This is a genomic window from Longimicrobium sp. (assembly GCF_035474595.1).
GTDB lineage: Bacteria > Gemmatimonadota > Gemmatimonadetes > Longimicrobiales > Longimicrobiaceae > Longimicrobium.
Genome location: NZ_DATIND010000137.1, coordinates 1 through 19,971 on the forward strand (window position 1 = coordinate 1; position 19,971 = coordinate 19,971).

Consider the following 19,971-nt stretch of genomic DNA (forward strand, 5'->3'; position numbering starts at 1 on the left):
GCGGAGGAATTCCATGAACTCCTCCGGCTCCTTCGTCTCCTGCTGCCACTCCAGCACCTGGCGGAACCAGGTCAGCGTCTCGTCCACGTCGTCGGTGGCGCGCCCCTCCTTGTACTTCCAGTGCGCCGCGATGCCGTACTCGGCGGTGCGGTGCATCTCGCGCGTGCGGATCTGGATCTCGTACAGCCGCCCGCCGGGGCCGAAGATGGTCGTGTGCAGCGACCGGTACATGTTGCTCTTCGGCGTGGCGATGTAGTCGTGGAACCGCTCCGTCAGCGGCGTCCAGCGGTTGTGGATCACCCCCAGCGCGTGGTAGCAGTCGGTGACCGTCTCCACGATCACCCGCATGGCCATCAGGTCGTAGATCTCCTCGTAGCTCTTCTGCCGCCGCACCATCTTGCGGTAGATGGACCACAGGTGCTTGGGGCGTCCGGTGACCTCGGCGTCGATCCCCGCCTCGAGCAGCTCGGACTGCAGCGGCTCGCGCATGCGCTCCACCAGCTCCTCGCGCTCGCGCCGCTTCTCGCTGATCTTCTTGGCCAGGTCGCGGTAGGCGTCGGGCTCCAGGAACTTGAAGCACAGGTCCTCGAGCTCCCACTTGATGGTGGCCACGCCCAGCCGGTGCGCCAGCGGCGCGTAGATCTCGCGCGTTTCCAGCGCGATGCGGCGCCGCTTCTCCTCGGAGAGGTAGTCCAGCGTGCGCATGTTGTGCAGCCGGTCGGCCAGCTTCACCAAAATCACCCGGGCGTCCTGCGCCATCGAGAGCAGCAGCTTGCGGAAGTTCTCAACCTGCTGCTCGGTGCTGGTGCGGAACTGCACCTTGGCCAGCTTGGTCAGCCCGTCGACCACCGTGGCCACCTCGTCACCGAACGCCTCGCGCACGTCGTCGATGGTGGCGGGTGTGTCCTCGACCACGTCGTGGATCAGCGCGCTGGCGATGGTCACCGAGTCCAGGTGCAGGTCGCCCAGGATGGCGGCCACCTCCACGCAGTGGGTGACGTAGTCCTCGCCCGAGCGGCGCTTCTGCCCCGCGTGCGCCACGCTGCTGAACTCGTACGCGCGCGTCACCAGCTCCAGGTCCAGCCGGACGGCGTAGCTCTCGATGCTCGCGAACAGGTGCGGCGGGAGGATGGCGCGCGCGTGCTCCAGCGCGTCGCCTTCCAGCACGGCGGGGGCGGAGGTGGCCATCAGCGGCCCACCCGGCAACGGGGCGCCACAAGCGCCCGCCCATCCCGGGGGGACGGGCGGGGCCGGAACACGAGTGCGGAGATCGGCGGAAGCACGCTCATGCCTTCAATGTAAACACACGCGGAGCGCTGGTCACGTCCCCCGTGCGCCACCCGCAAGTTCCCGACCCGGTCCGGGGCACGATCTCCGCCTTCCTCGTCCCAGCGCCGCATTCCAACGGCGACCGGAACGCTCCGTCGCCGCTCGCCGCCGCGCACCGCGGCTACGCCGCCGCGAGCGCCCGGGGTGCCTCCGCCCCCTGGCGCAGCTGGCCGCGCTCGCCGAACGAGAAGTAGCGCCCCTCGCCGATGATCACGTGGTCCGAGACGGGCACGCCCAGCAGGTCGCCGGCCTGCACCAGCTCCCAGGTGATCAGGCGGTCGTCGGGCGAGGGCGCCGGCTCACCGCTGGGGTGGTTGTGCACCAGCACGATGGAGGCGGCGCCGTCGTGCAGCGCGTGGCGGAACACCTCGCGGGCGTGCACCAGCGAGGCGTCGAGGGTGCCGCGGCTGATGAAAACCTCGCGGAGGATCTCGTTCTGGACGTTCAGGACCAGGATGTGGAACTCTTCCTGGTCCATGTCGCGCATGCGGAAGCGGAAGCGCTCGTACACGTCGCGGGCGTCCTGCACGCGCACGCGCCCGGGGCGCGCCTCTTCGGCGGCGCGGCGCCCCAGCTCCAGCGCGGCCAGGATACGCCCGGCCTTGGCCTCGCCGATCCCGGCGACGCGGCCCGCCAGCACGCACAGCGGCGTGCTCATCAGGCGCCGCAGCGAATCGCCGCCGTCCTCGCCGTGGAAGGCGGCCAGGAGGTCGGTGGCCAGCTCCAGCGCGGTGCGCCCGGGCCGGCCATCGCGGGGCGGCTGCCCGGTTTCCACCAGCAGCGCCAGCAGCTCGCGGGTGGACAGCGCCCGCACTCCCAGCGCGCGCACCCGCTCGCGCGGACGGTCGTCGGCGGGCCACTGCTTGATCGTGAAGTGCATGATGAACCCCCGCAAAAGGTGAACGCCGAGCGCACACCGAACAAAATACGAAAGTGCTCTCCCCCTGTCCAGAACCTTCTCCCACTTCCCGCATGGCGAAGCGGGGCGGCGCGCCTCCCGGCACGCCGCCCCGCTGCTTTCCCCTGTCCCCTGCCGAACGTCAGCCCCGCCCGTGGCAGTTCTTGTACTTCTTCCCGCTCCCGCAGGGGCACGGGTCGTTGCGCCCCACCGCCGCCTGCGCGGCGGGCTTCGCGGCGCCGGCTTCCTCGCGGTTGGTGCGCAGCTGCCGCGCGGAGGGGGGAACCGCCGCGTACGGGTTGATCCCCAGCGACGAGCGCGGGCGCGGGGCCGGCGGCGCCTCGGGGGCGGGGGTCTCCTCGCCGCCGTAGCTGGCCTCCACCGGCTCGCCGGGCTGCCCGGGGCCGCCGTAGAAAAGCGGCGGCGGGGGCGGCGCCTGCTCGGGCGGCGCGATCTGCGCGCGGAAGGCGAAGCGCGCCACCGACAGGTACAGGTCGCGCATCAGCGACTCGAACATGTCGTACGCCTCGGCCTTGTACTCCACCAGCGGGTCCTTCTGCCCCCACCCGCGGAACCCGATCGACGCCTTCAGGTGGTCCAGGTCGTAGAGGTGGTCCTTCCACTTCTCGTCGATCGTGGACAGCACGATGAAGCGCAGCACCGCGTCGCCCGCCTCGCCGAACTGGTCGAGCTTGCGGTGGTAGGCCTCGTGCGCCAGCTCCTGCACGTAGTCGGCGACCTCCTGGCGGCTCTCGAAGTCGTCGCCTCCCTCGCCGTCGGGGCCGGGAAAGCGGTCGGCGGTGAGGAAGAAGTCCAGCGTCAGCCGCTGCCGCAGCCCCGCCAGGTCCCACTCCTCGGGGTGCGCGCCCTCGGTGTACTCGTCGACGATCGGCGGCAGCGACCGCTCGATCATCTCCCACACCTCGCCCTGCAGCTCGCCGCCGCCTTCCAGCGCGAAGGTGCGCAGGTCGTAGATCACCTCGCGCTGCTGGTTCATCACGTCGTCGTAGTCCAGCAGCCGCTTGCGCGCCTCGAAGTTCTGCATCTCCACCCGCTGCTGCGCGCCCGAGATCGAGTTGGTGATCCACGGGTGGGTGATGACCTCGCCCTCCTGCGCGCCCAGCCGGTCCATGATCCCGGCGATGCGGTCGGAGCCGAACAGGCGCATCAGGTCGTCTTCCAGCGACAGGAAGAACTCGCTGGCGCCCGGGTCGCCCTGGCGGCCCGCTCGGCCGCGCAGCTGCCGGTCGATGCGCCGGCTCTCATGCCGCTCGCTGCCGATGATGTGCAGCCCGCCCGACTCGACCAGGTAGTCGTCGGGCTTGGCCGACAGGTCCTCGCTCTGCTCCGGGTCCGGCAGGGTGCCCACCAGCTTCAGGTCCACCCCGCGCTCCTTCAGCCACGCCACCGTGCGCGGATCGGTAACGCCCGGCCCCAGCTTGATGTCGGTGCCGCGCCCGGCCATGTTCGTGGCGATGGTCACGGCCCCCGGCTGCCCGGCGCGCGCCACGATCTCGGCCTCGCGCTGGTGCTGCTTGGCGTTCAGCACCTCGTGCGGCACCCCGGCGCGCTTCAGCATCCGCGACAGCGTCTCGGAGACGTCGACCGACACCGTGCCGACCAGGACGGGGAGCTCCATGGCGTGCAGCCGCTGCGCCTCGGTGATGATGGCGTTCAGCTTCTCGCGCTTGGTCTTGTAGACCAGGTCGTGGCGGTCGTCGCGCTGGACGGGGCGGTTGGTGGGGATCACCATCACGTCCAGCCCGTAGATCTGGTGGAACTCGCCCTCCTCGGTCTCGGCGGTGCCCGTCATGCCGCCGAGCTTGTCGTACATGCGGAAGTAGTTCTGGATGGTGATGGTGGCCATGGTCTGCGTCTCGGCCTTCACCGAGACCGCCTCCTTGGCCTCCACCGCCTGGTGCAGCCCGTCGGACCAGCGCCGGCCCTGCATCATGCGGCCGGTGAACTCGTCCACGATCATCACCTCGCCGTTCTGGATGACGTACTGCTCGTCCTTGTTGAAGAGCGTGTACGCCTTCAGCAGCTGGTGGATGACGTGGATCTTCTCGCTCTTCTCCGCGTACTCGCGCTCCAGCGCGGCAATGGCGTCGCGCTTCTCGTCGACCCCCAGCTCGGGGTCGATCTCCACGCGGTGCACCTCCTCGCTGATGTCGGGCACGATGAACGCGTCGTGCTCGCCCGGCGCCAGCACGTCCAGCCCCTGGTCGGTCAGGTGCACGTTGTGCCCCTTCTCGTCCATCGAGAACAGGAGCTGCTCCTCCAGCTCGTGCACCTTCTTTTCCTGCATGTAGTCGCGCTCGACCTTGCCGATGGTCTTCACCAGCCCGGGGTCGTCGGAAAGCAGCTTCAGCAGGCGCTTGTTGCGCGGGGTGCCGCGGCGAGCCAGGAACAGCCGCTCGCCGGCCGAGTAGGGGTCGCCCGCGGCGATGTCCTTCTCGGCCTGCGCGATCAGCTCGTTCACGATGCGCGTCTGCCGGCGGAAGAGGTCGGCCACCGACGGGTTGTAGCGCGCGTACGCCTCGTTGGTCTCGTTGCCCACGGGGCCGCTGATGATGAGCGGCGTGCGCGCCTCGTCGATCAGCACGCTGTCGACCTCGTCGACGATGGCGTAGGCGTGGGCGCGCTGCACGCGCTGCTCCAGCGCGTGCACCATGTTGTCGCGCAGGTAGTCGAAGCCGTACTCGTTGTTGGTGCCGTAGGTGATGTCGGCGTGGTAGGCCTCGCGCCGCTCCGGGCCGTTGGGCTCGTGCAGGTCGATGCACCCCACCGTCAGCCCCAGATAGCGGTACACGTGGCCCATCCACTCGCTGTCGCGCTGGGCCAGGTAGCTGTTCACCGTCACCAGGTGCGCGCCGCGGCCGGTGAGCGCGTTCAGGTACAGCGGCAGGGTGGCGACCAGGGTCTTCCCCTCGCCCGTCGCCATCTCGGCCACCTTCCCCTGGTGCAGCACGATCCCGCCGATCAGCTGCACGTCGTAGGGCACCATGTCCCAGGTGAGGGCCTGGCCGGTGACGGCCACCTCGGTGCCCACCAGCCGCGCGCACGCCGCCTTCACGGTGGCGAAGGCCTCGGGAAGGATCTCGTCGAGCGCGGCCTCGGTGGCGCTCTTCAGCTCCTTCTCCACGCGCCCCATGTCCACCGCCAGCTGCTCGCGCTCGGCGGCGCTCTCGGAGCTGCGCTTCTTCTCGCGCAGCTCGTCGACCTCGGCCTGCAGGTCGGCCGTGGCCTCGCGGATGTAGGCGCGGAACTTGTCGGTCTGCGCCTTCAGCTCTTCTTCGCTCACGCCCTGCAGGCGCTCGAAGTGGCGGTTGATCTCGTCCACGATCGGCTGCAGGCGCTTCAGCTCGCGCTGGTGGCGCGTGCCGAACACCGCCCGGATCACGCTCTTCAACATCGGGAAAGAACCCTTCCGCTCTTCGTTTCTAGAGATTGGTCTGGTACAGCCCCAGCCGCGCGATCACCTCTCGCACCGCCTGGGGCACCAGGTACCGCACCGTCTGCCCCGCGCCGATGCGGCGCCGCACCTCGGTGCTCGACACGTCGACCCGCGTGACCGGCACCGCCATGGCGGGATACGCGAGCCCCGCGGGCACTCCCTCGCCGCCGCGCGACACCACCACCAGCCGCGCCAGCCGCACCACCTCGTCGGGCTCGCGCCACTGCGGGAGCTCGCGCAGGTTGTCGGCGCCGGTCAGGAAGAAAAGCTCCGCTCCGGGGTGCCGCGCGTGCAGCTCCCGGAGCGTGGCCACCGTGTAGCTCGGACCGGCACGGCGCAGCTCCAGGTCGCACGCCTCGAAGCGCTCGTCGCCCGCGACCGCCGCGCGCACCATCTCCAGCCGGGCCTCGGGCGGTGCCGCCACGGCACCCAGCTTGAACGGGTGCACCGCGGCGGGGATCCACAGCACGCGGTCCAGCTTCAGCGCCAGCGCGGCGTCCGAGGCGGCCACCAGGTGCCCCAGGTGCGGCGGGTCGAAGGTGCCGCCGAACACGCCCAGCCTTGCCGCGCCGCCCTCTGCCCCCGTGGCCACTTCCGCGCGCTACGGCGTGGGCGCGGCGGGCGAGGCCGCGGTGCGCGCCGCCGAGTCGGCGGGCGCCGGCGCGGGCGCGGCCGACAGCGCGCGCGCCTCGGCGCTCTGCGGGAAGTCGCGCAGCAGCCGCTGGCGGGCCTCGTCGGCCTCCTCGCGGTAGTTGATCCTGCCGTACGTCTCCACCAGCCGGGCCAGCGACGCCGGCGCCCAGGGGGTGTCGGGAAAGCCGTTGGCGGTGTCGTGGAAGTAGATGGCGGCGGCGTCGTACGCACCCCGGCGGTAGTAGAACATCCCGTTCAGGTACGACTTGTACGCCATCTTGTCGCGCATCTCCTTCACCCACGTGCGCACCGTGTCGGCCTGCGCCGTCGCGCCGTAGTACTGCGCGAAGCTCTCGCAGTAGGTGATGGCGGTCTCGGTGTACTGCTGGTCCAGCTGCGCGCGCGGCGACAGGTTGTGGTACGCCTCGCACAGCCGGTAGCGGGCCTCCTGCTGCTCGGCCTGCTGCGGGTAGTCGGTGATGAGGCGCAGCAGCTCCGAGGCGCTGGTCAGGTACTCGCCGGTGTGGATGTGCGAGATCCCGAGCGCCAGCAGGGCCTGCGGCATGCGCGCGTCGCCCGCCGAGTTGGCGTCCACCCACCGCTTGATGAGCTCCGCGGCGCGCGGATAGCGGTGGGCCTGGTACGCGGCCATGCCGCGCACGTACGCCATCTCCGGGGTGAGCGGAAGCTCCTTCTTGAAGACGGCGCAGGCGGGCAGGAAAAGCGCTGCCATGAGCGCGGGGGCGAGCCTGCGCCCGAGTCGGGTTCTGGTCATGGAAGCCGAGTACCCCGCCGGGCGGGGGCTTGTTCATTCCGTGTGGCCCCGGTGCATTCCGGCACTGGGGCGGGGGTCCGCAAGGCGCGCGCCGCGCAGGGGCTGCCGTTTCGGCGGCGCGCCCGGCGCGGCGCATTCGTACTTGTCAGCATGCCGTGCGGTTCCGGCAGCCTCGTTCCATCTTCGTCCAACCATCCAGCGACGAGCGGGCAAAAGCGGAAGTTCGGAGGACTGCCCTTTCGTACTTCCGTACTTCCGCACTTCGTCCGATCAGCTCGCCTCGCGCTGCCTCGCCAGCATCCCCAGGTAGCCGGAGACCTGCGCGTTGTCCGGCTGCTGCTGCTCGCACCGGCGCCACTCGCGCTCGGCGTCGTCCAGGCGGCCGGCGCGGTAGTGCGCCAGCCCCAGGTTGGCGCGGGCGGCCACGAACGACGCGCGGCGGTCCAGGATCGACTCCAGCTCGGCCACGCCTTCGTCGGCGCGGCCCAGCTCGATCAGCGTGCGTGCCAGCTTGTTGCGGATGTCCAGGAACTGCGGGCGCAGCGCCGCGGCCTTGCGGTACTCCTCCAGCGCCTCGTCGCCCGCGCCGGCGGCGGCGTAGGTATCGCCCAGCTCGGCGTGCATGTTGGCCAGCTTGGCCGCCGCCGCGCTGCTGAAGCGCCCGCCCGACTTCTCCTCGTCGGCCTCGGCGGCGCGCTGGAAGCTTTCGCGCGCCTCGTCGGTGCGCCCCAGGTCGTTCAGCGTGATGGCGCGGTTCAGGTGCGCCTCCACGTAGCCGGGGTTCAGCTCGGTGGCGCGCTCGAAGGCCGGCAGCGCCTCTTCGCCGCGCCCCAGCAGCGACAGGCACAGCCCGATCAGGTTCTGCACGTCGGCGAACGCCGGGTGCCGCTCGGCCACGCCCTGCAGGTCCTCGAGCGCGGCCACGTACGCGCCGCGCGCGAAGCTCTCCTTGGCCCGCGCGATCGTCTGCTCGACGGCAGGGTCCAGCGCCATGCAGACCTCTCGGGTCGGTGAACCTGGAAAGGAAAAAGGCGGGGGAAGATATCCATCCCGCCCACCCCCATCAAGCCGCCGCGACGTTCCGTCTCCCGTGTCCGGCGTCCTTCATCTCACATCCGGTCCAATCCCCCGCGTCCTTCAAAGCACGAACGCGCCACCGGCTCGATGAGGAGGCGCGAACGCAGGAGTATCGATGCGATATTGGCCGGGACAATCGGATGCCGGCCACGACGACTGCCGTCGCCGCGGTCAGGTGCCGGCGCGGCCGTAGCGGTCTTCCAGGCGCACCACGTCGTCCAGCTCGGGGGTGCTCACCTCGAGGATCACCGCGTCTTCCAGCGCCTCCACGCGGTGCACGTCGCCGGGGCGCACGGTGATGCACTGCCCCGCCGCCATCTCGAAGTCGGTGCCGTTGAAGTGGTACAGCAGGCGGCCGGAGAGCAGGTACATGGTCTCCATCTTCCGCTCGTGCTTCTGCAGCGACAGCGCGTGTCCGCGCGTGACCTCGATGATCTTTCCCGCGTAGCGCTCCTCGTGCGCGTACCAGATCTCGCGCCCCCACGGCTTGGGGACGATCTTGGGCTCGGTGACGGGAACGGTCATGGACGGGGGCAGGAGACGTCGAGTTCGAAAGGAGCGCGGAAGCGGCTACCCGCGGCGGAAGAGCTTCTGCCAGACCGAGGGCTTGCCGGGAAGCGGCGGCACCGCGACCGGCGGCTCGCCGCGCCAGAGGCGCTCGGGGTTCTCGCGGGTCAGCAGGCGCCCCTGCAGCTCTCCCCCGGCGCGCTCCAGCGCGGCCAGGAAGGCGGTGGTGTGCAGCGTTCCGCGGGCGTGGTAGTCGCTGCAAACATAATCCGCCAGCCCGCCCCTCAACAGCCCCCACGCCCGCTCGGCCGCCTCGGGTCCGTACTTTCCCAGGACCGAGCCGGCGTTCACCTGCAGGAACGCCCCCATCCGCTTCCACTCGCCCGCCGCGGCCAGGTCCGCCGCCAGGTTGGAGTAGCGCTCGGGGTGCGCGATCACCGGCGTCCACCCGCGCAGCTTCAGCTCGAACAGCACGTTCTCGGCGTGGGGCGGAACGCTGAAGAAGGGGAACTCCACCAGCACCAGCGCGCTGCCTCCCAGCCGGATGCGGGGGTCGGAAAGGTCGGGGGTGGGCGTGTCGAGCAGCACCTCCACCCCGCGCTGCAGGCGGAGATCGGGGAACTCGGCCGCCGCCATGGCGCGCACCGCCTCCCACGCGGCGTCCAGCGCCCCCATCGCGCCCGCCATCTCCTCCGGCCGGCCGGCCACCGAGGCCTGGAAGTGCGGGGTGACGATGATCCCCGTGGCCCCCTGCGCCCGGAACTCGGCCATGGCCGCGCGCGTCTCGTCCAGGTCGGCCGCGCCGTCGTCCACCCCGGGAAGGAGATGGTTGTGGAAGTCGATCACGGCGTCTCTCCCCGTGAGCCCCGGAACCACTCCACGAAGCGCGGGATCCCGTCCTCGATCCGCGTCCGCGGGTCGTACCCCAGCATCTCCCGCGCGCGGGAGATGTCGGCGCAGGTGCGCTCCACGTCGCCCGGCTGCGGCGGCTGGCGGTCGATCTTCGGCTCCACCCCCATCGCCTCGCCCAGCAGCTCCACCAGGCGCGAGAGGGTGACGGTGTCGCTCTCGCCCAGGTTGAAGACCTCGAAGCAGCCGGGGTGCGCCGCGGCGAAGTCCACCGCCGCCTCCACCCCCTGCACGATGTCGTCCACGTAGGTGTAGTCGCGCCGCGTGGACCCGTCGCCGAAGAGGGGGATGGGGCGCCCCTCGGCCATCAGCCGCGCGAACTTGTGGATCGCCAGGTCCGGCCGCTGCCGGGGCCCGTACACGGTGAAGAAGCGCAGGCAGACGATGGAGAGGCCGTACAGGTGGTTCCAGGTGCGGCACAGCAGCTCGCCCCCGCGCTTGGTGGCCGCGTAGGGAGAGATGGGGTCGGCCGCCGCGTCGTCCTCGCGGAAGGGTACCGGCGCGCTGTTCCCGTACACGCTGGAGCTGGAGCCGAAGACGAAGTCGCGCACCCCCAGCCGCCGCGCCAGCTCCAGCATGGCCGCCGTGCCGGTGAGGTTCACGTCGGCGTAGACCTCGGGCTGCTCCAGCGAGGGGCGCACCCCGGCGCGCGCGGCCAGGTGCACGATCGCCGCCACCTCGCCCGGCCCGGCGCCCGCCGCGGCGAGTCCCGCGGCGACGGCATCCGGGTCGCGGATGTCGGCCTCCACCAGGCGGAAGCGGTCGCTCGCGGCCAGCTCGGCCACCGCGGCGCGCTTGATGGCCGGGTCGTAGAACGAGTCGAAGCTGTCGACCGCGGCCACGCGCTCGCCGCGGTCCAGCAGCCGCCGGCAGACGTGGCCGCCGATGAAGCCGGCGCCGCCGGTCACCACGATGGTCATGGCTAGAGCGTGCGGGCGGACAGGTCGTGCCGCTCCACCAGCGTGCGAAAGTGGGGGATGGTGCGCTCCAGCCCCTCGCGCAGCGGCACCCTGGGCTCCCACCCCAGCACCTCGCGCGCGAGGGTGATGTCGGGGCGCCGCACCTTGGGGTCGTCCTCGGGAAGGGGATGGCGCTGCACGACCGAGCCGGTCCCCGGGATCATCTCCAGCACCTGGTCGGCCAGCTGCTGCACGGTGAATTCGATGGGGTTGCCGATGTTGGTGGGGTCCACGCGGTCGGAGTGGAAGAGGCGGAAGATCCCCTCCACCAGGTCGTCCACGTAGCAGAACGAGCGCGTCTGCGACCCGTCTCCGTAGACGGAGAGCGGCTCGCCGCGCAGCGCCTGCACGATGAAGTTGCTCACCACGCGCCCGTCGCCGGGACGCATCCGCGGGCCGTAGGTGTTGAAGATGCGCACGATGCGCGTCTCCACCCCGTGGAAGCGGTGGTAGGCCATCGTCATCGCCTCGGCGAAGCGCTTGGCCTCGTCGTACACCCCGCGCGGGCCCACGGGGTTCACGTGGCCCCAGTAGCTCTCGGGCTGCGGGTGCACCAGCGGGTCGCCGTACACCTCGCTGGTCGAGGCGAGCAGGAAGCGCGCGCCCTTGGCCTTGGCCAGCCCCAGCGCCTTGTGCGTCCCCAGCGACCCTACCTTCAGCGTGGGAATCGGCTGCTCCAGGTAGTCGACGGGCGAGGCGGGCGAGGCGAAGTGCAGCACCCCGTCCAGCGGGCCCTCGACGTAGATGAAGTTGGTGACGTCGTGCCGGACGAAGGAGAAGTCGCCGCGCCCGAACAGGTGCGCGATGTTGTCGGGGTGGCCGGTGATGAAGTTGTCCATCCCGACCACCTGGTGCCCCTCGGCCAGGAAGCGGTCGCACAGGTGCGAGCCCAGGAACCCCGCGGCTCCGGTGATGAGGACCTTCATGCGCGCGCCGCCCCTCAGCTCGCGGCGCCGGCCACGGCCGGCCGGGCGGGCACCACCGAGGGCGGCGGGTACGCCGGCGCGCGGCCCACGGACACGTACTCGAACCCCATCTCGCGCATGCGCGCGGGATCCCAGAGGTTGCGCCCGTCGAACACCACCGGCTGGGCCAGCCCGGCGCGGATGCGGTCGAAGTCGGGAACGCGGTACGGCGCCCACTCGGTCAGCACCAGCAGCGCGTCGGCGCCGGGAAGGCAGTCGTAGTTGCGCGGGCACAGCTCCAGCGCGCCGCCGGCCAGCAGGTCGGCGAAGTGCCGCTCGGCCTCGTGCCCTGCCTCGGGGTCGTGCGCGCGCACCGTGGCCCCCGCCTCGCAGAGCCGGCGCACGATGGTGAGCGAGGGCGCCTCGCGCATGTCGTCGGTCTCGGGCTTGAAGGCCAGCCCCCACACCGCGAAGGTGCGCCCCGAGAGGTCGGCGCCGAAGCGCTCCGTCACCCGCTCGACCAGCACGCCCTTCTGCTGCGCGTTCACCTTCTCCACCCCCTCCAGGATGGCCGGGTCGACCCCGCACTCGCAGAGGGTGTGCACCAGCGCCTTCACGTCCTTGGGAAAGCAGCTCCCGCCGTAGCCGATGCCGGCGAAGAGGAAGGCCGGGCCGATGCGCTCGTCGCTGCCGATCCCCCGCCGCACCTCGCCCACGTCGGCGCCCACCGCCTCGCACAGCGCGGCGATGGTGTTCATGAACGAGATGCGCGTGGCCAGCATGGCGTTGGCCGCGTACTTGGTGATCTCGGCCGAGGCGATGTCCATGAACAGCACCGGGTTGCCGGTGCGCACGAAGGGGGCGTACAGCTCGGCCAGCCGGTCGCGGGCGTGCTCCGAGTCCACCCCCACCACCACGCGGTCGGGCTTCATGAAGTCCTGGACCGCGGCGCCCTCCTTCAGGAACTCGGGGTTGGAGCAGACGTGGAAGCGGCGCGCGGTGTGGCGGCGGATGGCGTCGCGCACCTTGTTGGCCGTGCCCACCGGCACCGTGCTCTTGGTGATGACGATCTTCTCGGGGCCGTCGTCCGGCATGCTGCGCCCGATGGTCTCGGCGACGGCGAGAACGTGCTTCAGGTCGGCCGAGCCGTCCTCGCCCGGCGGCGTGCCCACGGCGATGAACACCACCTCGGCCGCGGCCACGGCGGCAGACACGTCGGTGGTGAACGACAGGCGCCCCTCGCGCAGGTTGCGCTCCACCAGCGGCTCCAGGCCGGGCTCGTAGATGGGGATCTCGCCGGCGTTCAGGCGGTCGATCTTGGCCCGGTCGATGTCGGCGCACGCGACCTGGTTTCCCGTCTCGGCCAGGCAGGCGCCCGCCACCAGCCCCACGTACCCCGTTCCCACCACCGCGATTTTCATGTAGCTTCGGTCTCGGTCTGGACGCGTTCCCGGTTCCAGGCACCCGCCCGGCCGGAGCGGGCGCAGAATAGCCGGACGTTCCTTCGGACGCAAGCCGAGAACAGGCGCGTACTTGTAACCCCGCGACGGTCGCTTATATTACCGGTCTCCACGCCGCCGGCCCCCGGGGTCCGCGGCAGTCTCCGTCAGCCGTTCGGGACACATGCGCCGATTTTTCGCGATCCTCGTGGCGGGCGCCGCCGTGCTGTCCGCCATGCCTCTGTCCGCCCAGCAGCAGCAGCCGCTGCCGGCGGCCATCGACAGCTCCACGCTCATGCTGAACCCGGGCGACCTGGTGCGCATCCAGATCTGGCGCGAGGCCGACATGAGCGGCGACTTTCCGGTGGACGAGGGCGGAGTGGTCACGCTCCCGCTGATCGGGCCCAAGCGGGTCACCGGCATCCCCATCCCGCGGCTGCGCGACGAGCTGATCGAGGCGTACCGCGCGCACCTGCGCAACCCGTCCATCAACATCACCCCCCTGCGGCGGGTGAACGTGCTGGGCGAGGTGGCGCGCCCCGGGCTGTACCCGGTGGACCCCACGGTGAGCCTGGCCGGGGTGGTGGCCCTGGCCGGCGGCGCCACGCCCACGGGTGACCTGCGCCGCATCCGGATCGTCCGGGGGGGGCAGGTGCTGACCGAGCACGCGGCCACCACCCAGACCGTGAGCTCGATGGACGTACGCTCGGGCGACCAGATCTACGTGGACCGCCGCGGCTGGTTCGACCGCAACAGCACTTTCGTGGTGAGCGCGCTGCTCTCGATCACCAGCATCGTGATCACGCTGGCCCGCTGAGGGCCTTTTCGCGACCGCGCGCCCAACTTCCTCGCTACCCGTATTCGCAGATGCCCAACGTGAACCGGCCCGGCTCGGACGCCGGGAAGGAGCTGGACCTTCGGGACCTGACCCACATGCTGTTCGGCAACCGCTGGGTCATCCTGTCGGTTACCGCCATCGTGCTGGCGCTGGCCGGCGTGTTCACGTGGATGCAGCACCCGGTGTACGAGTCGGGCACCACGCTGCGCATCGACGACAAGGACGCCTCGCGCAACCCCCTGCAGGAGTACCAGCAGGCCATGGGGATGCGGAAGGGCGTGATCGAGACCGAGACCGTGGTGCTGCAGAGCCGCACCATGGCCGAGGCCGTGGCCGACTCGCTGGCGCTGCACGTGGAGCTGGTGAAGCCGCACGTGGCCCGCGGCAACGTGCTGCGGGTGCTGCGCGCGCCGCGCGACGCGCGCCCCAACCAGTACCGGCTGTCGCTGCGCCCCAACCGCACCTACGCGGTGACGTCCGAGGCCCCGGTGGCGGGGCTCCCCACGGCGGTGCGGCTGGACGGCGCGCCCTTCCTGCTGGGCGACCTGAGGCTGGCGTTCAGCCCGTCGCTGCTGCGCAACCCGCCCGAGCAGGTGGTGGTGCGGGTGCGCAGCTTCCGCGCGGCGGTCGACGGCGTGCGCCGGCAGCTGACGGTGCAGCGGGTGAACCCCGACGCCGACGTGCTGGCCATCCGCTACACCAGCGGCGACCAGGAGCTGGTGGCCGAGGTGCCCAACGCGCTGACCTCCACCTTCATCCGCTACAAGAACGCCGGGGCCAAGACCGAGGCGCGCAGCACCGTGGAGTTCCTGCGCACCCAGGTGCAGCAGAAGAGCGGCGAGCTGCGCGACGCCGAGGTGCGGCTGCAGAGCTTCCGCGAGCAGGCGCAGGTGGTGAACCCGGGCGAGGAGGCCAGCTCGCAGGTGAAGCGCCTGGCCGACCTGCAGGCGCAGCGCGACCAGCTGGTGGGTGAGCGCGACGCGCTGTCGCAGCTGCTGGCGCGGGTGCAGAGCGCCGGCCGCTCGCCCACCGACCACTCGCCCTACCGGCAGCTGGCCAGCTTCCCGGTGTTCCTGTCGAACCCGGCGTTCCAGGACATGCTGCGCACCATCACGCAGCTGGAGAACGACCGCTCCACGGCCATGGTCCGCCGCACCGAGACCGACCCCGACGTGGAGGCCATCACCCAGCGCATCCACGCGCTCGAGCTGCAGCTGTACACCACGGCCACCAACTACCTGCAGAGCCTGAACAGCCAGATCAACTCCATCCAGGCCAACCTGGCGCGCTTCGGCGGGCAGCTGCAGACCATTCCCGCGCGCGAGGTGGAGTACGCCCGCCTGCAGCGCCAGCAGACGCTGCTGGAGCAGCTGTCCAGCCTGCTGCAGACGCGCCTGAAGGAGGCCGAGATCCAGCAGGCGGTGGAGCCCGGCAACGTGCAGGTGATCGACGCGGCGCTCCGCCCGCAGGCCCCCATCTCGCCCAACCCGGTGCGCAACCTTACGCTGGCCTCGGTGTTCGGGCTGATGCTGGGGATCGCGCTGGTGCTGGGCCGGCAGGCGCTCGACACCAAGATCCGCACTCCCGAAGACGCCGCCACGGTCACCGAGGCGCCGGTGCTGGGCACCATCCCGCGCATCGTCCTGCAGACCGAGCGCAACGGCAAGGGGGCGTACGCCGCCGCGGGGAACGGCAACGGGAATGGCAACGGCAACGGCAAGAACGGGCACGGCAAGGGCGCCATCGTTCCCGCCAGCCCGGGCGACTTCCTGGACACCCGGCTCATCACCCAGCGCGACCCGCGCAGCCCGGCCGCCGAGGCGTACCGCGCGCTGCGCACCAGCCTGACCTTCTCCAGCACCGACAAGCCGCCGCAGGTGGTGGTGGTGTCGAGCGCGCTTCCGGGCGACGGCAAGTCGACCAGCGCGTCGAACCTGGCGGTCACGCTGGCGCAGCAGGGCACCCGCACGCTGGTGGTGGACGGCGACCTGCGCCGCGGCCTGCTGCACACCATCTTCGGGCTGAAGCAGGAGCCCGGGCTCACACACGTGCTGCTGGAGCGGGCCACGCTCGACGAGGCCATCCGCGAGGTTCCCATCAACGGGACCGAGCACGTGCTGCACGTGCTGCCGGCCGGCGTGTTCCCTCCCAACCCGTCGGAGATGCTGGGGTCGGAGCGGATGCGCAACCTGCTGCTGACGCTGCGCGAGCGGTACGAGATGGTGATCTTCGACGCGCCGCCGCTGAACCTGGTGACCGACGCGGCGGTGCTGGGAACGCTGGCCGACTCGACCGTGCTGATCGCCCGCGCGGGGAGCACCGACAAGGGCGCGCTGCACCACGCGGCCGCGCAGCTGCACCACCTGCGCGCGCCTCTGGGCGGAATCGTGCTGAACGACTTCCGCGTGAGCGCCGGGCGCTACTACGGCGGCTATGGCTACGGCTACTACGGGTACGGCGTCTACGGCTACTCGCCGCGCGAGTAGCCGGCGCCCCGCCGGAATGCGGAGGGACGAGATGGAGAGCGGCAAGCCGCCGCTCTCCATTTCGTTGCCCCCCCGCGCCGCTGCCGCCCCGGCGGCCGCGCGATGAAGATCGAGACCGTTCCCGTGTCCGGGCTCGAGGAGCTCGCGCGCCGCGCCCGCAACTTCGCGGTGGTGCCCATGACGGTGCACCGGGCGCGGTCGCAGATGCTGAACCCGCTGGCGCGTCCCGGCGACGTGGCGATGGTCACGGCGTGGGACGAGGGCCGCCTGGTGGGCTACCTGGGGCTCATTCCCGCCGTGCTGCGGCACGACGGGCGGCGCACCCGGGTGGCGTGGATGTCGGGCTTCTTCGTGGCGCCGGAGCTGAACGGGCGCGGGGTGGGGCGGCGGATCCTGCAGGCCGCCACGGCGCTCCCGGTCGACATCTTCACCACGCTGTACACACCCACGGCCGGCCGGGTGCAGGAGGCGGCCGGCTTCCGCGTGGTGGGCGAGCTCGCCTACGCGGTGCTGGACCTGCGGCGCGCGGCGCCCTGGAACCTGGTGGCCTCGCGCATCGGCCTGGGGGCGGTGCGCGCCTCACGCGCGCTGAAGCGGGCCACCGCCGGGCCCATGCGCCGGCTGGCGTGCCGGCTCCTGCGCCGGGGCCTGCGCGCGCCGGCGGCGGAGTGGGAGCGGGTGGACCAGCTCCCGGCCGGGGCGGCGGTGCCTCCCTCGGCCGAGGCCGAGTTCGAGCGGGGACGCGAGGTGCTGAACTGGATGGTCGGCCACCCGTGGATCGTGGAGCCCGGCACGCTGGCCGAGGAGCCCGCGCCCGGATACTACTTCTCCAACGTCCGCGAGATCTTCCGCTACGTCCCCCTGGTCCGCCGCGGCGCCGCCGCCGGGGGTGTGGAGTGGCTCCTGCTCTCCCTCACGCGCACGGACGCGATCACCACGCTGAAGGTGCTGGACCACGCGGTGGCGGACCCCGCGGTGGCCGCGGCCGCGGTGCTGGAGTGGGGCGAGCGGCTGGAGGCGGAGGTGCTGGTGCTGCCGGTGGAGATGGCGGAGCCGCTGCGCCGCGTGCCCCTGGCGCGCGCGATGCTCCTGGCCAAGCGCCGCCCGTACATGGCGCACCTGCGCGATCCCCAGGGTGAGCTGGCGCGGGTGCTCCCCTGCGTCCGGTGGCACTTCTGCGACAGCGACGCCCCGTTCCTGTAGGCCGTCCTCCACCCGCCGCGAACGAAATCCTTCCCCGTTGCGCCGGACCCCTTCCACGCCGTACCCCGCCTTCCCCGTGATTCCGTTCATCCCCTCCATCGCCCCATCCACAAGACCTGACATGTCGTGCCGGACCGCTCCCGCCGCGGGAGCGCGCTCGTGAAGGCGCGGCTGGCCGGCGCGGCCATGGCGGCGGCGCGGGTGGTGCCGAATGTGGCCTACCGGCGGCTGATCGTGCGCAACGGGTTCGGCCTGTGCTACCACCTGGTCTCGGACCGGGCGCGGGCGCACGTGCGGAACCCGTCCAAGACGCCGGAGCAGTTCGAGCGCGACCTGGTGTACCTGAAGCGCCACTTCCGGGTGCTCTCGTACGCGGAGTTCAGCGCGGCGCGCGCGGCGGGGAGGGGACCGGGGCCCCGGGACGTGCTGCTGACCTTCGACGACGGGCTGGCGGAGTGCTACGCGGTGGCGCGGCCGCTCCTGCTGAAGCACGGGCTGCCGTGCACCTTCTTCGTGGCCACCGACGCCCTGGACAACCGGCAGATCCTGGGCGTTTCGCTGGCGCCGCTGGCGCTGGAGCGCTTCCGGGAGCTGGGGCCCGATGCGGCCGCGCTGATGAACCGGGAAGCGGAGCGGCTGGGCCGCGGGTCGGACACGGCGGAGGGGTGGGCGGCCTGGCTGGCGGGGCTGCGCTTCCTGGGGCGCACGCCGGAGCTGGACGGCGCCTGCGCGGTGCTGGGGGTGGACGAGGCCGGGTACCTGGCGAAGGAGCGCCCGTACATGACCACGGCCGAGGTGCGCGCGCTGGCGGCCGACGGGTTCACCATCGGCGGGCACACGCGCTCGCACCGGCTGGTGCGGGCGATGAGCCAGGCGGAGATGGAGGACGAAGTGGCGGGGTCCTGCGCCCGGGTGCGGGAGATCACGGGCGACGCGGAGGTCCCGTTCGCCTTTCCCTTCACCGGCACGGGCGTCCGCATCGCCGACGTCGAGGCGGTGCGGGCGCGGCATCCGTACGTCGGGCTGTTCTTCGGGATGGGGCTGCGGCGCTCGCCGCCCTACGTGGTGGACCGCGTCTGGGCCGATCCCCCGCCGCCGCCGGAAAGCCGCGGCTCGTCGCTCCCCGCCAACCTGAACGCCGAGTACGCGGCACGGATGATCGGGAAGGTGGCCGGCGCTCTCCGCCCGGGGCGGCGCATCTCCACGACGCTGTAGCCGGGGATTCTCGGGCGGGGAGCCGCCCCGGTCGGAGCCGGGGCTTGCCCGACCGGCCCTCCCCCTCCCACCTTCCTCCCTTATCCAATCTCCTCGCGCCACGAAACGCCACGCATGGAAATCGAGAGGATCGCGCTCCGCGATCTTGAATCCTTCGCCGCGCGCGCACGGTGCTGCGGCATGGTGCCCATTTCCGCGCGGCGGGCGCGCTCGCAGGCGCTGAACCCGCACGCGCGGCCGGACGACGTTGCGATGCTGGCGGCGTGGGAGGGCGCGCGGATGATCGGCTACCTGGGGCTCCTCCCCGCGGCCATCCGCAACGGCGAGACGCGGGCGCGGGTCAGCTGGATCAGCACCATCTTCGTGGACCCGCAGCGGACGGGGCGCGGGATCGGCAGCACGCTGGTGAAGTACGCGGCCGCCATCCCCCTGGACCTGTTCACCACGCTCTACCTCCCCCGTCTCCGCGGGCCGCAGATCGCGGCCGGGCTGCGGCCGGCGGGCGACCTGCCCCATGCCGTTCTGGACCTGCGGCGGGCCGCGCCGTGGAACCGCGCCGCCGCCCAGGCCGTGCGTTTCGCGCCGTTCCTATCTCCCGTGGCGGCGGGGCTGGAGCGGGTGACCGGGCCGCCGGTGCGGGCACGCGTCTACCGTTCGCTGCGCCACGAGATGCGCGGCGCCGAACGCGCGTGGGAGCCCGTCCCCGAGCTGCCGGCCGACGCCGCGCCGCCGCCCGCCGCGCCGGTGGAGTTCGAACGGGGGATGCCGGTGCTGCGGTGGATCGTGAAGAATCCGTGGATCGTGGAAGCGGGGGCGGAGAGCAGCGGCGAGCCCCGCTATCACTTCTCCGCCGTCCGCGACGTGTTCCGCTACATCCCGCTGCGGCTGTCGGCGCGGGCGGGCGGGGGCGACGGATGGCTCCTCCTCTGCGTCACCCGCTCGCGGGGGATCACGCAGCTGCGGGTGCTGGAGCACGCGGTGGACGACGCCGCGGCGGGCGTCGCGGCGGTGCTGGAGCAGGGCGAGCGCCACGGCGCGGACCACCTGGTGGTGCCGGAGTCCTTCGCCGCGGTGCTGGGGCGCGTGCGGGCGGCCCGGCCGCTGCTGGTGCGCCGGCGCCGGCCGTACATGGCCCGCGTGCGCCCCGGCGGCAAGGCGGAGGCGGCGCTCCCGCACGTCCGCTGGCACTTCTGCGACGGCGACGCGGCGTTCGTCTGATCCCCAGTCATCCCCAGTCTCCAGAAACAGCAGGATCACACGGAGGAAACGGAGGGAACGGAGGTGGATTTCTCCGTTCCCTCCGTTTCCTCCGTGTGATCCATGTCTTTTGGTGTTCGGAGA

The 19,971-nt window shown here is 71.7% G+C and carries 16 protein-coding genes; 5 read left to right on the plus strand and 11 right to left on the minus strand.

The window, feature by feature from the left end; all coding sequences use genetic code 11:
- From VLK66_RS23325 to VLK66_RS23375, 11 genes are all read right to left on the minus strand, one after another.
- On the minus strand, positions 1 to 1,188 hold a 1,188-nt coding region (locus VLK66_RS23325; protein WP_325311898.1), incomplete at its 3' end, for a RelA/SpoT family protein.
- 262 nt (positions 1,189 to 1,450) lie between these two features.
- Positions 1,451 to 2,209: a RadC family protein gene (radC, locus tag VLK66_RS23330; RefSeq protein ID WP_325311899.1), complete on the minus strand. Its 759-nt coding sequence runs from the start codon at positions 2,207 to 2,209 to the stop codon at positions 1,451 to 1,453.
- Positions 2,210 to 2,369: 160 nt separating this feature from the next.
- On the minus strand, positions 2,370 to 5,642 hold the full coding sequence (secA, locus tag VLK66_RS23335) for a preprotein translocase subunit SecA (protein WP_325311900.1): 3,273 nt from the start codon (positions 5,640 to 5,642) through the stop codon (positions 2,370 to 2,372).
- A 28-nt stretch (positions 5,643 to 5,670) separates the two neighbouring features.
- Positions 5,671 to 6,276, minus strand: coding sequence for a nicotinate-nucleotide adenylyltransferase (gene nadD / locus VLK66_RS23340; RefSeq protein ID WP_325311901.1), 606 nt, complete (start codon positions 6,274 to 6,276; stop codon positions 5,671 to 5,673).
- Between the two features lie 9 nt (positions 6,277 to 6,285).
- Positions 6,286 to 7,092 carry an outer membrane protein assembly factor BamD gene (locus tag VLK66_RS23345; protein ID WP_325311902.1) on the minus strand — a complete coding sequence of 269 codons (807 nt, stop codon included), beginning with the start codon at positions 7,090 to 7,092 and terminating at the stop codon, positions 6,286 to 6,288.
- A gap of 270 nt (positions 7,093 to 7,362) precedes the next feature.
- The gene (locus tag VLK66_RS23350) at positions 7,363 to 8,085 is read right to left on the minus strand and encodes a tetratricopeptide repeat protein (RefSeq protein WP_325311903.1); all 723 of its coding nucleotides are present in this window, start codon (positions 8,083 to 8,085) and stop codon (positions 7,363 to 7,365) included.
- Between the two features lie 255 nt (positions 8,086 to 8,340).
- Positions 8,341 to 8,694, minus strand: a complete 354-nt coding sequence (locus VLK66_RS23355) for a cupin domain-containing protein (RefSeq protein WP_325311904.1) — start codon at positions 8,692 to 8,694, stop codon at positions 8,341 to 8,343.
- Positions 8,695 to 8,739: 45 nt separating this feature from the next.
- Positions 8,740 to 9,522, minus strand: coding sequence for a tyrosine-protein phosphatase (locus VLK66_RS23360; protein ID WP_325311905.1), 783 nt, complete (start codon positions 9,520 to 9,522; stop codon positions 8,740 to 8,742).
- Positions 9,519 to 10,505 carry an SDR family NAD(P)-dependent oxidoreductase gene (locus VLK66_RS23365; protein ID WP_325311906.1) on the minus strand — a complete coding sequence of 329 codons (987 nt, stop codon included), beginning with the start codon at positions 10,503 to 10,505 and terminating at the stop codon, positions 9,519 to 9,521. Before VLK66_RS23365 ends, VLK66_RS23360 begins: the two co-directional genes overlap by 4 nt.
- Before the next feature lie 2 nt (positions 10,506 to 10,507).
- Positions 10,508 to 11,470, minus strand: coding sequence for a UDP-glucuronic acid decarboxylase family protein (locus VLK66_RS23370; protein ID WP_325311907.1), 963 nt, complete (start codon positions 11,468 to 11,470; stop codon positions 10,508 to 10,510).
- Positions 11,471 to 11,484: 14 nt separating this feature from the next.
- Positions 11,485 to 12,870: a UDP-glucose/GDP-mannose dehydrogenase family protein gene (locus VLK66_RS23375; protein WP_325311908.1), complete on the minus strand. Its 1,386-nt coding sequence runs from the start codon at positions 12,868 to 12,870 to the stop codon at positions 11,485 to 11,487.
- Positions 12,871 to 13,072: 202 nt separating this feature from the next.
- On the opposite strand from VLK66_RS23375, the gene VLK66_RS23380 reads away from it, so the two are divergent.
- From VLK66_RS23380 to VLK66_RS23400, 5 genes are all read left to right on the plus strand, one after another.
- On the plus strand, positions 13,073 to 13,705 hold the full coding sequence (locus tag VLK66_RS23380; RefSeq protein WP_325311909.1) for a polysaccharide biosynthesis/export family protein: 633 nt from the start codon (positions 13,073 to 13,075) through the stop codon (positions 13,703 to 13,705).
- Positions 13,706 to 13,755: 50 nt separating this feature from the next.
- Positions 13,756 to 16,212, plus strand: a complete 2,457-nt coding sequence (locus tag VLK66_RS23385) for a GumC family protein (protein ID WP_325311910.1) — start codon at positions 13,756 to 13,758, stop codon at positions 16,210 to 16,212.
- A gap of 102 nt (positions 16,213 to 16,314) precedes the next feature.
- Positions 16,315 to 17,415 carry a GNAT family N-acetyltransferase gene (locus tag VLK66_RS23390; protein WP_325311911.1) on the plus strand — a complete coding sequence of 367 codons (1,101 nt, stop codon included), beginning with the start codon at positions 16,315 to 16,317 and terminating at the stop codon, positions 17,413 to 17,415.
- Between the two features lie 126 nt (positions 17,416 to 17,541).
- A complete protein-coding gene (locus VLK66_RS23395) occupies positions 17,542 to 18,630 on the plus strand; it encodes a polysaccharide deacetylase family protein (protein WP_325311912.1) in 1,089 nt (362 codons plus the stop codon).
- A gap of 180 nt (positions 18,631 to 18,810) precedes the next feature.
- Positions 18,811 to 19,848, plus strand: a complete 1,038-nt coding sequence (locus VLK66_RS23400) for a GNAT family N-acetyltransferase (RefSeq protein WP_325311913.1) — start codon at positions 18,811 to 18,813, stop codon at positions 19,846 to 19,848.
- The last annotated feature ends 123 nt before the right edge of the window (positions 19,849 to 19,971 follow it).

Bases quoted from the DNA above. Each gene is read 5' to 3' on its own strand.
- VLK66_RS23380 (WP_325311909.1), top strand. From the start codon at position 13,073: ATGCGCCGATTTTTCGCGATCCTCGTGGCGGGCGCCGCCGTGCTGTCC.
- VLK66_RS23375 (WP_325311908.1), bottom strand. From the start codon at position 12,870: ATGAAAATCGCGGTGGTGGGAACGGGGTACGTGGGGCTGGTGGCGGGC.
- radC (WP_325311899.1), bottom strand. From the start codon at position 2,209: ATGCACTTCACGATCAAGCAGTGGCCCGCCGACGACCGTCCGCGCGAG.
- secA (WP_325311900.1), bottom strand. From the start codon at position 5,642: ATGTTGAAGAGCGTGATCCGGGCGGTGTTCGGCACGCGCCACCAGCGC.
- VLK66_RS23345 (WP_325311902.1), bottom strand. From the start codon at position 7,092: ATGACCAGAACCCGACTCGGGCGCAGGCTCGCCCCCGCGCTCATGGCA.
- VLK66_RS23390 (WP_325311911.1), top strand. From the start codon at position 16,315: ATGAAGATCGAGACCGTTCCCGTGTCCGGGCTCGAGGAGCTCGCGCGC.
- VLK66_RS23385 (WP_325311910.1), top strand. From the start codon at position 13,756: ATGCCCAACGTGAACCGGCCCGGCTCGGACGCCGGGAAGGAGCTGGAC.
- VLK66_RS23365 (WP_325311906.1), bottom strand. From the start codon at position 10,505: ATGACCATCGTGGTGACCGGCGGCGCCGGCTTCATCGGCGGCCACGTC.
- VLK66_RS23370 (WP_325311907.1), bottom strand. From the start codon at position 11,470: ATGAAGGTCCTCATCACCGGAGCCGCGGGGTTCCTGGGCTCGCACCTG.
- VLK66_RS23400 (WP_325311913.1), top strand. From the start codon at position 18,811: ATGGTGCCCATTTCCGCGCGGCGGGCGCGCTCGCAGGCGCTGAACCCG.
- VLK66_RS23350 (WP_325311903.1), bottom strand. From the start codon at position 8,085: ATGGCGCTGGACCCTGCCGTCGAGCAGACGATCGCGCGGGCCAAGGAG.
- VLK66_RS23355 (WP_325311904.1), bottom strand. From the start codon at position 8,694: ATGACCGTTCCCGTCACCGAGCCCAAGATCGTCCCCAAGCCGTGGGGG.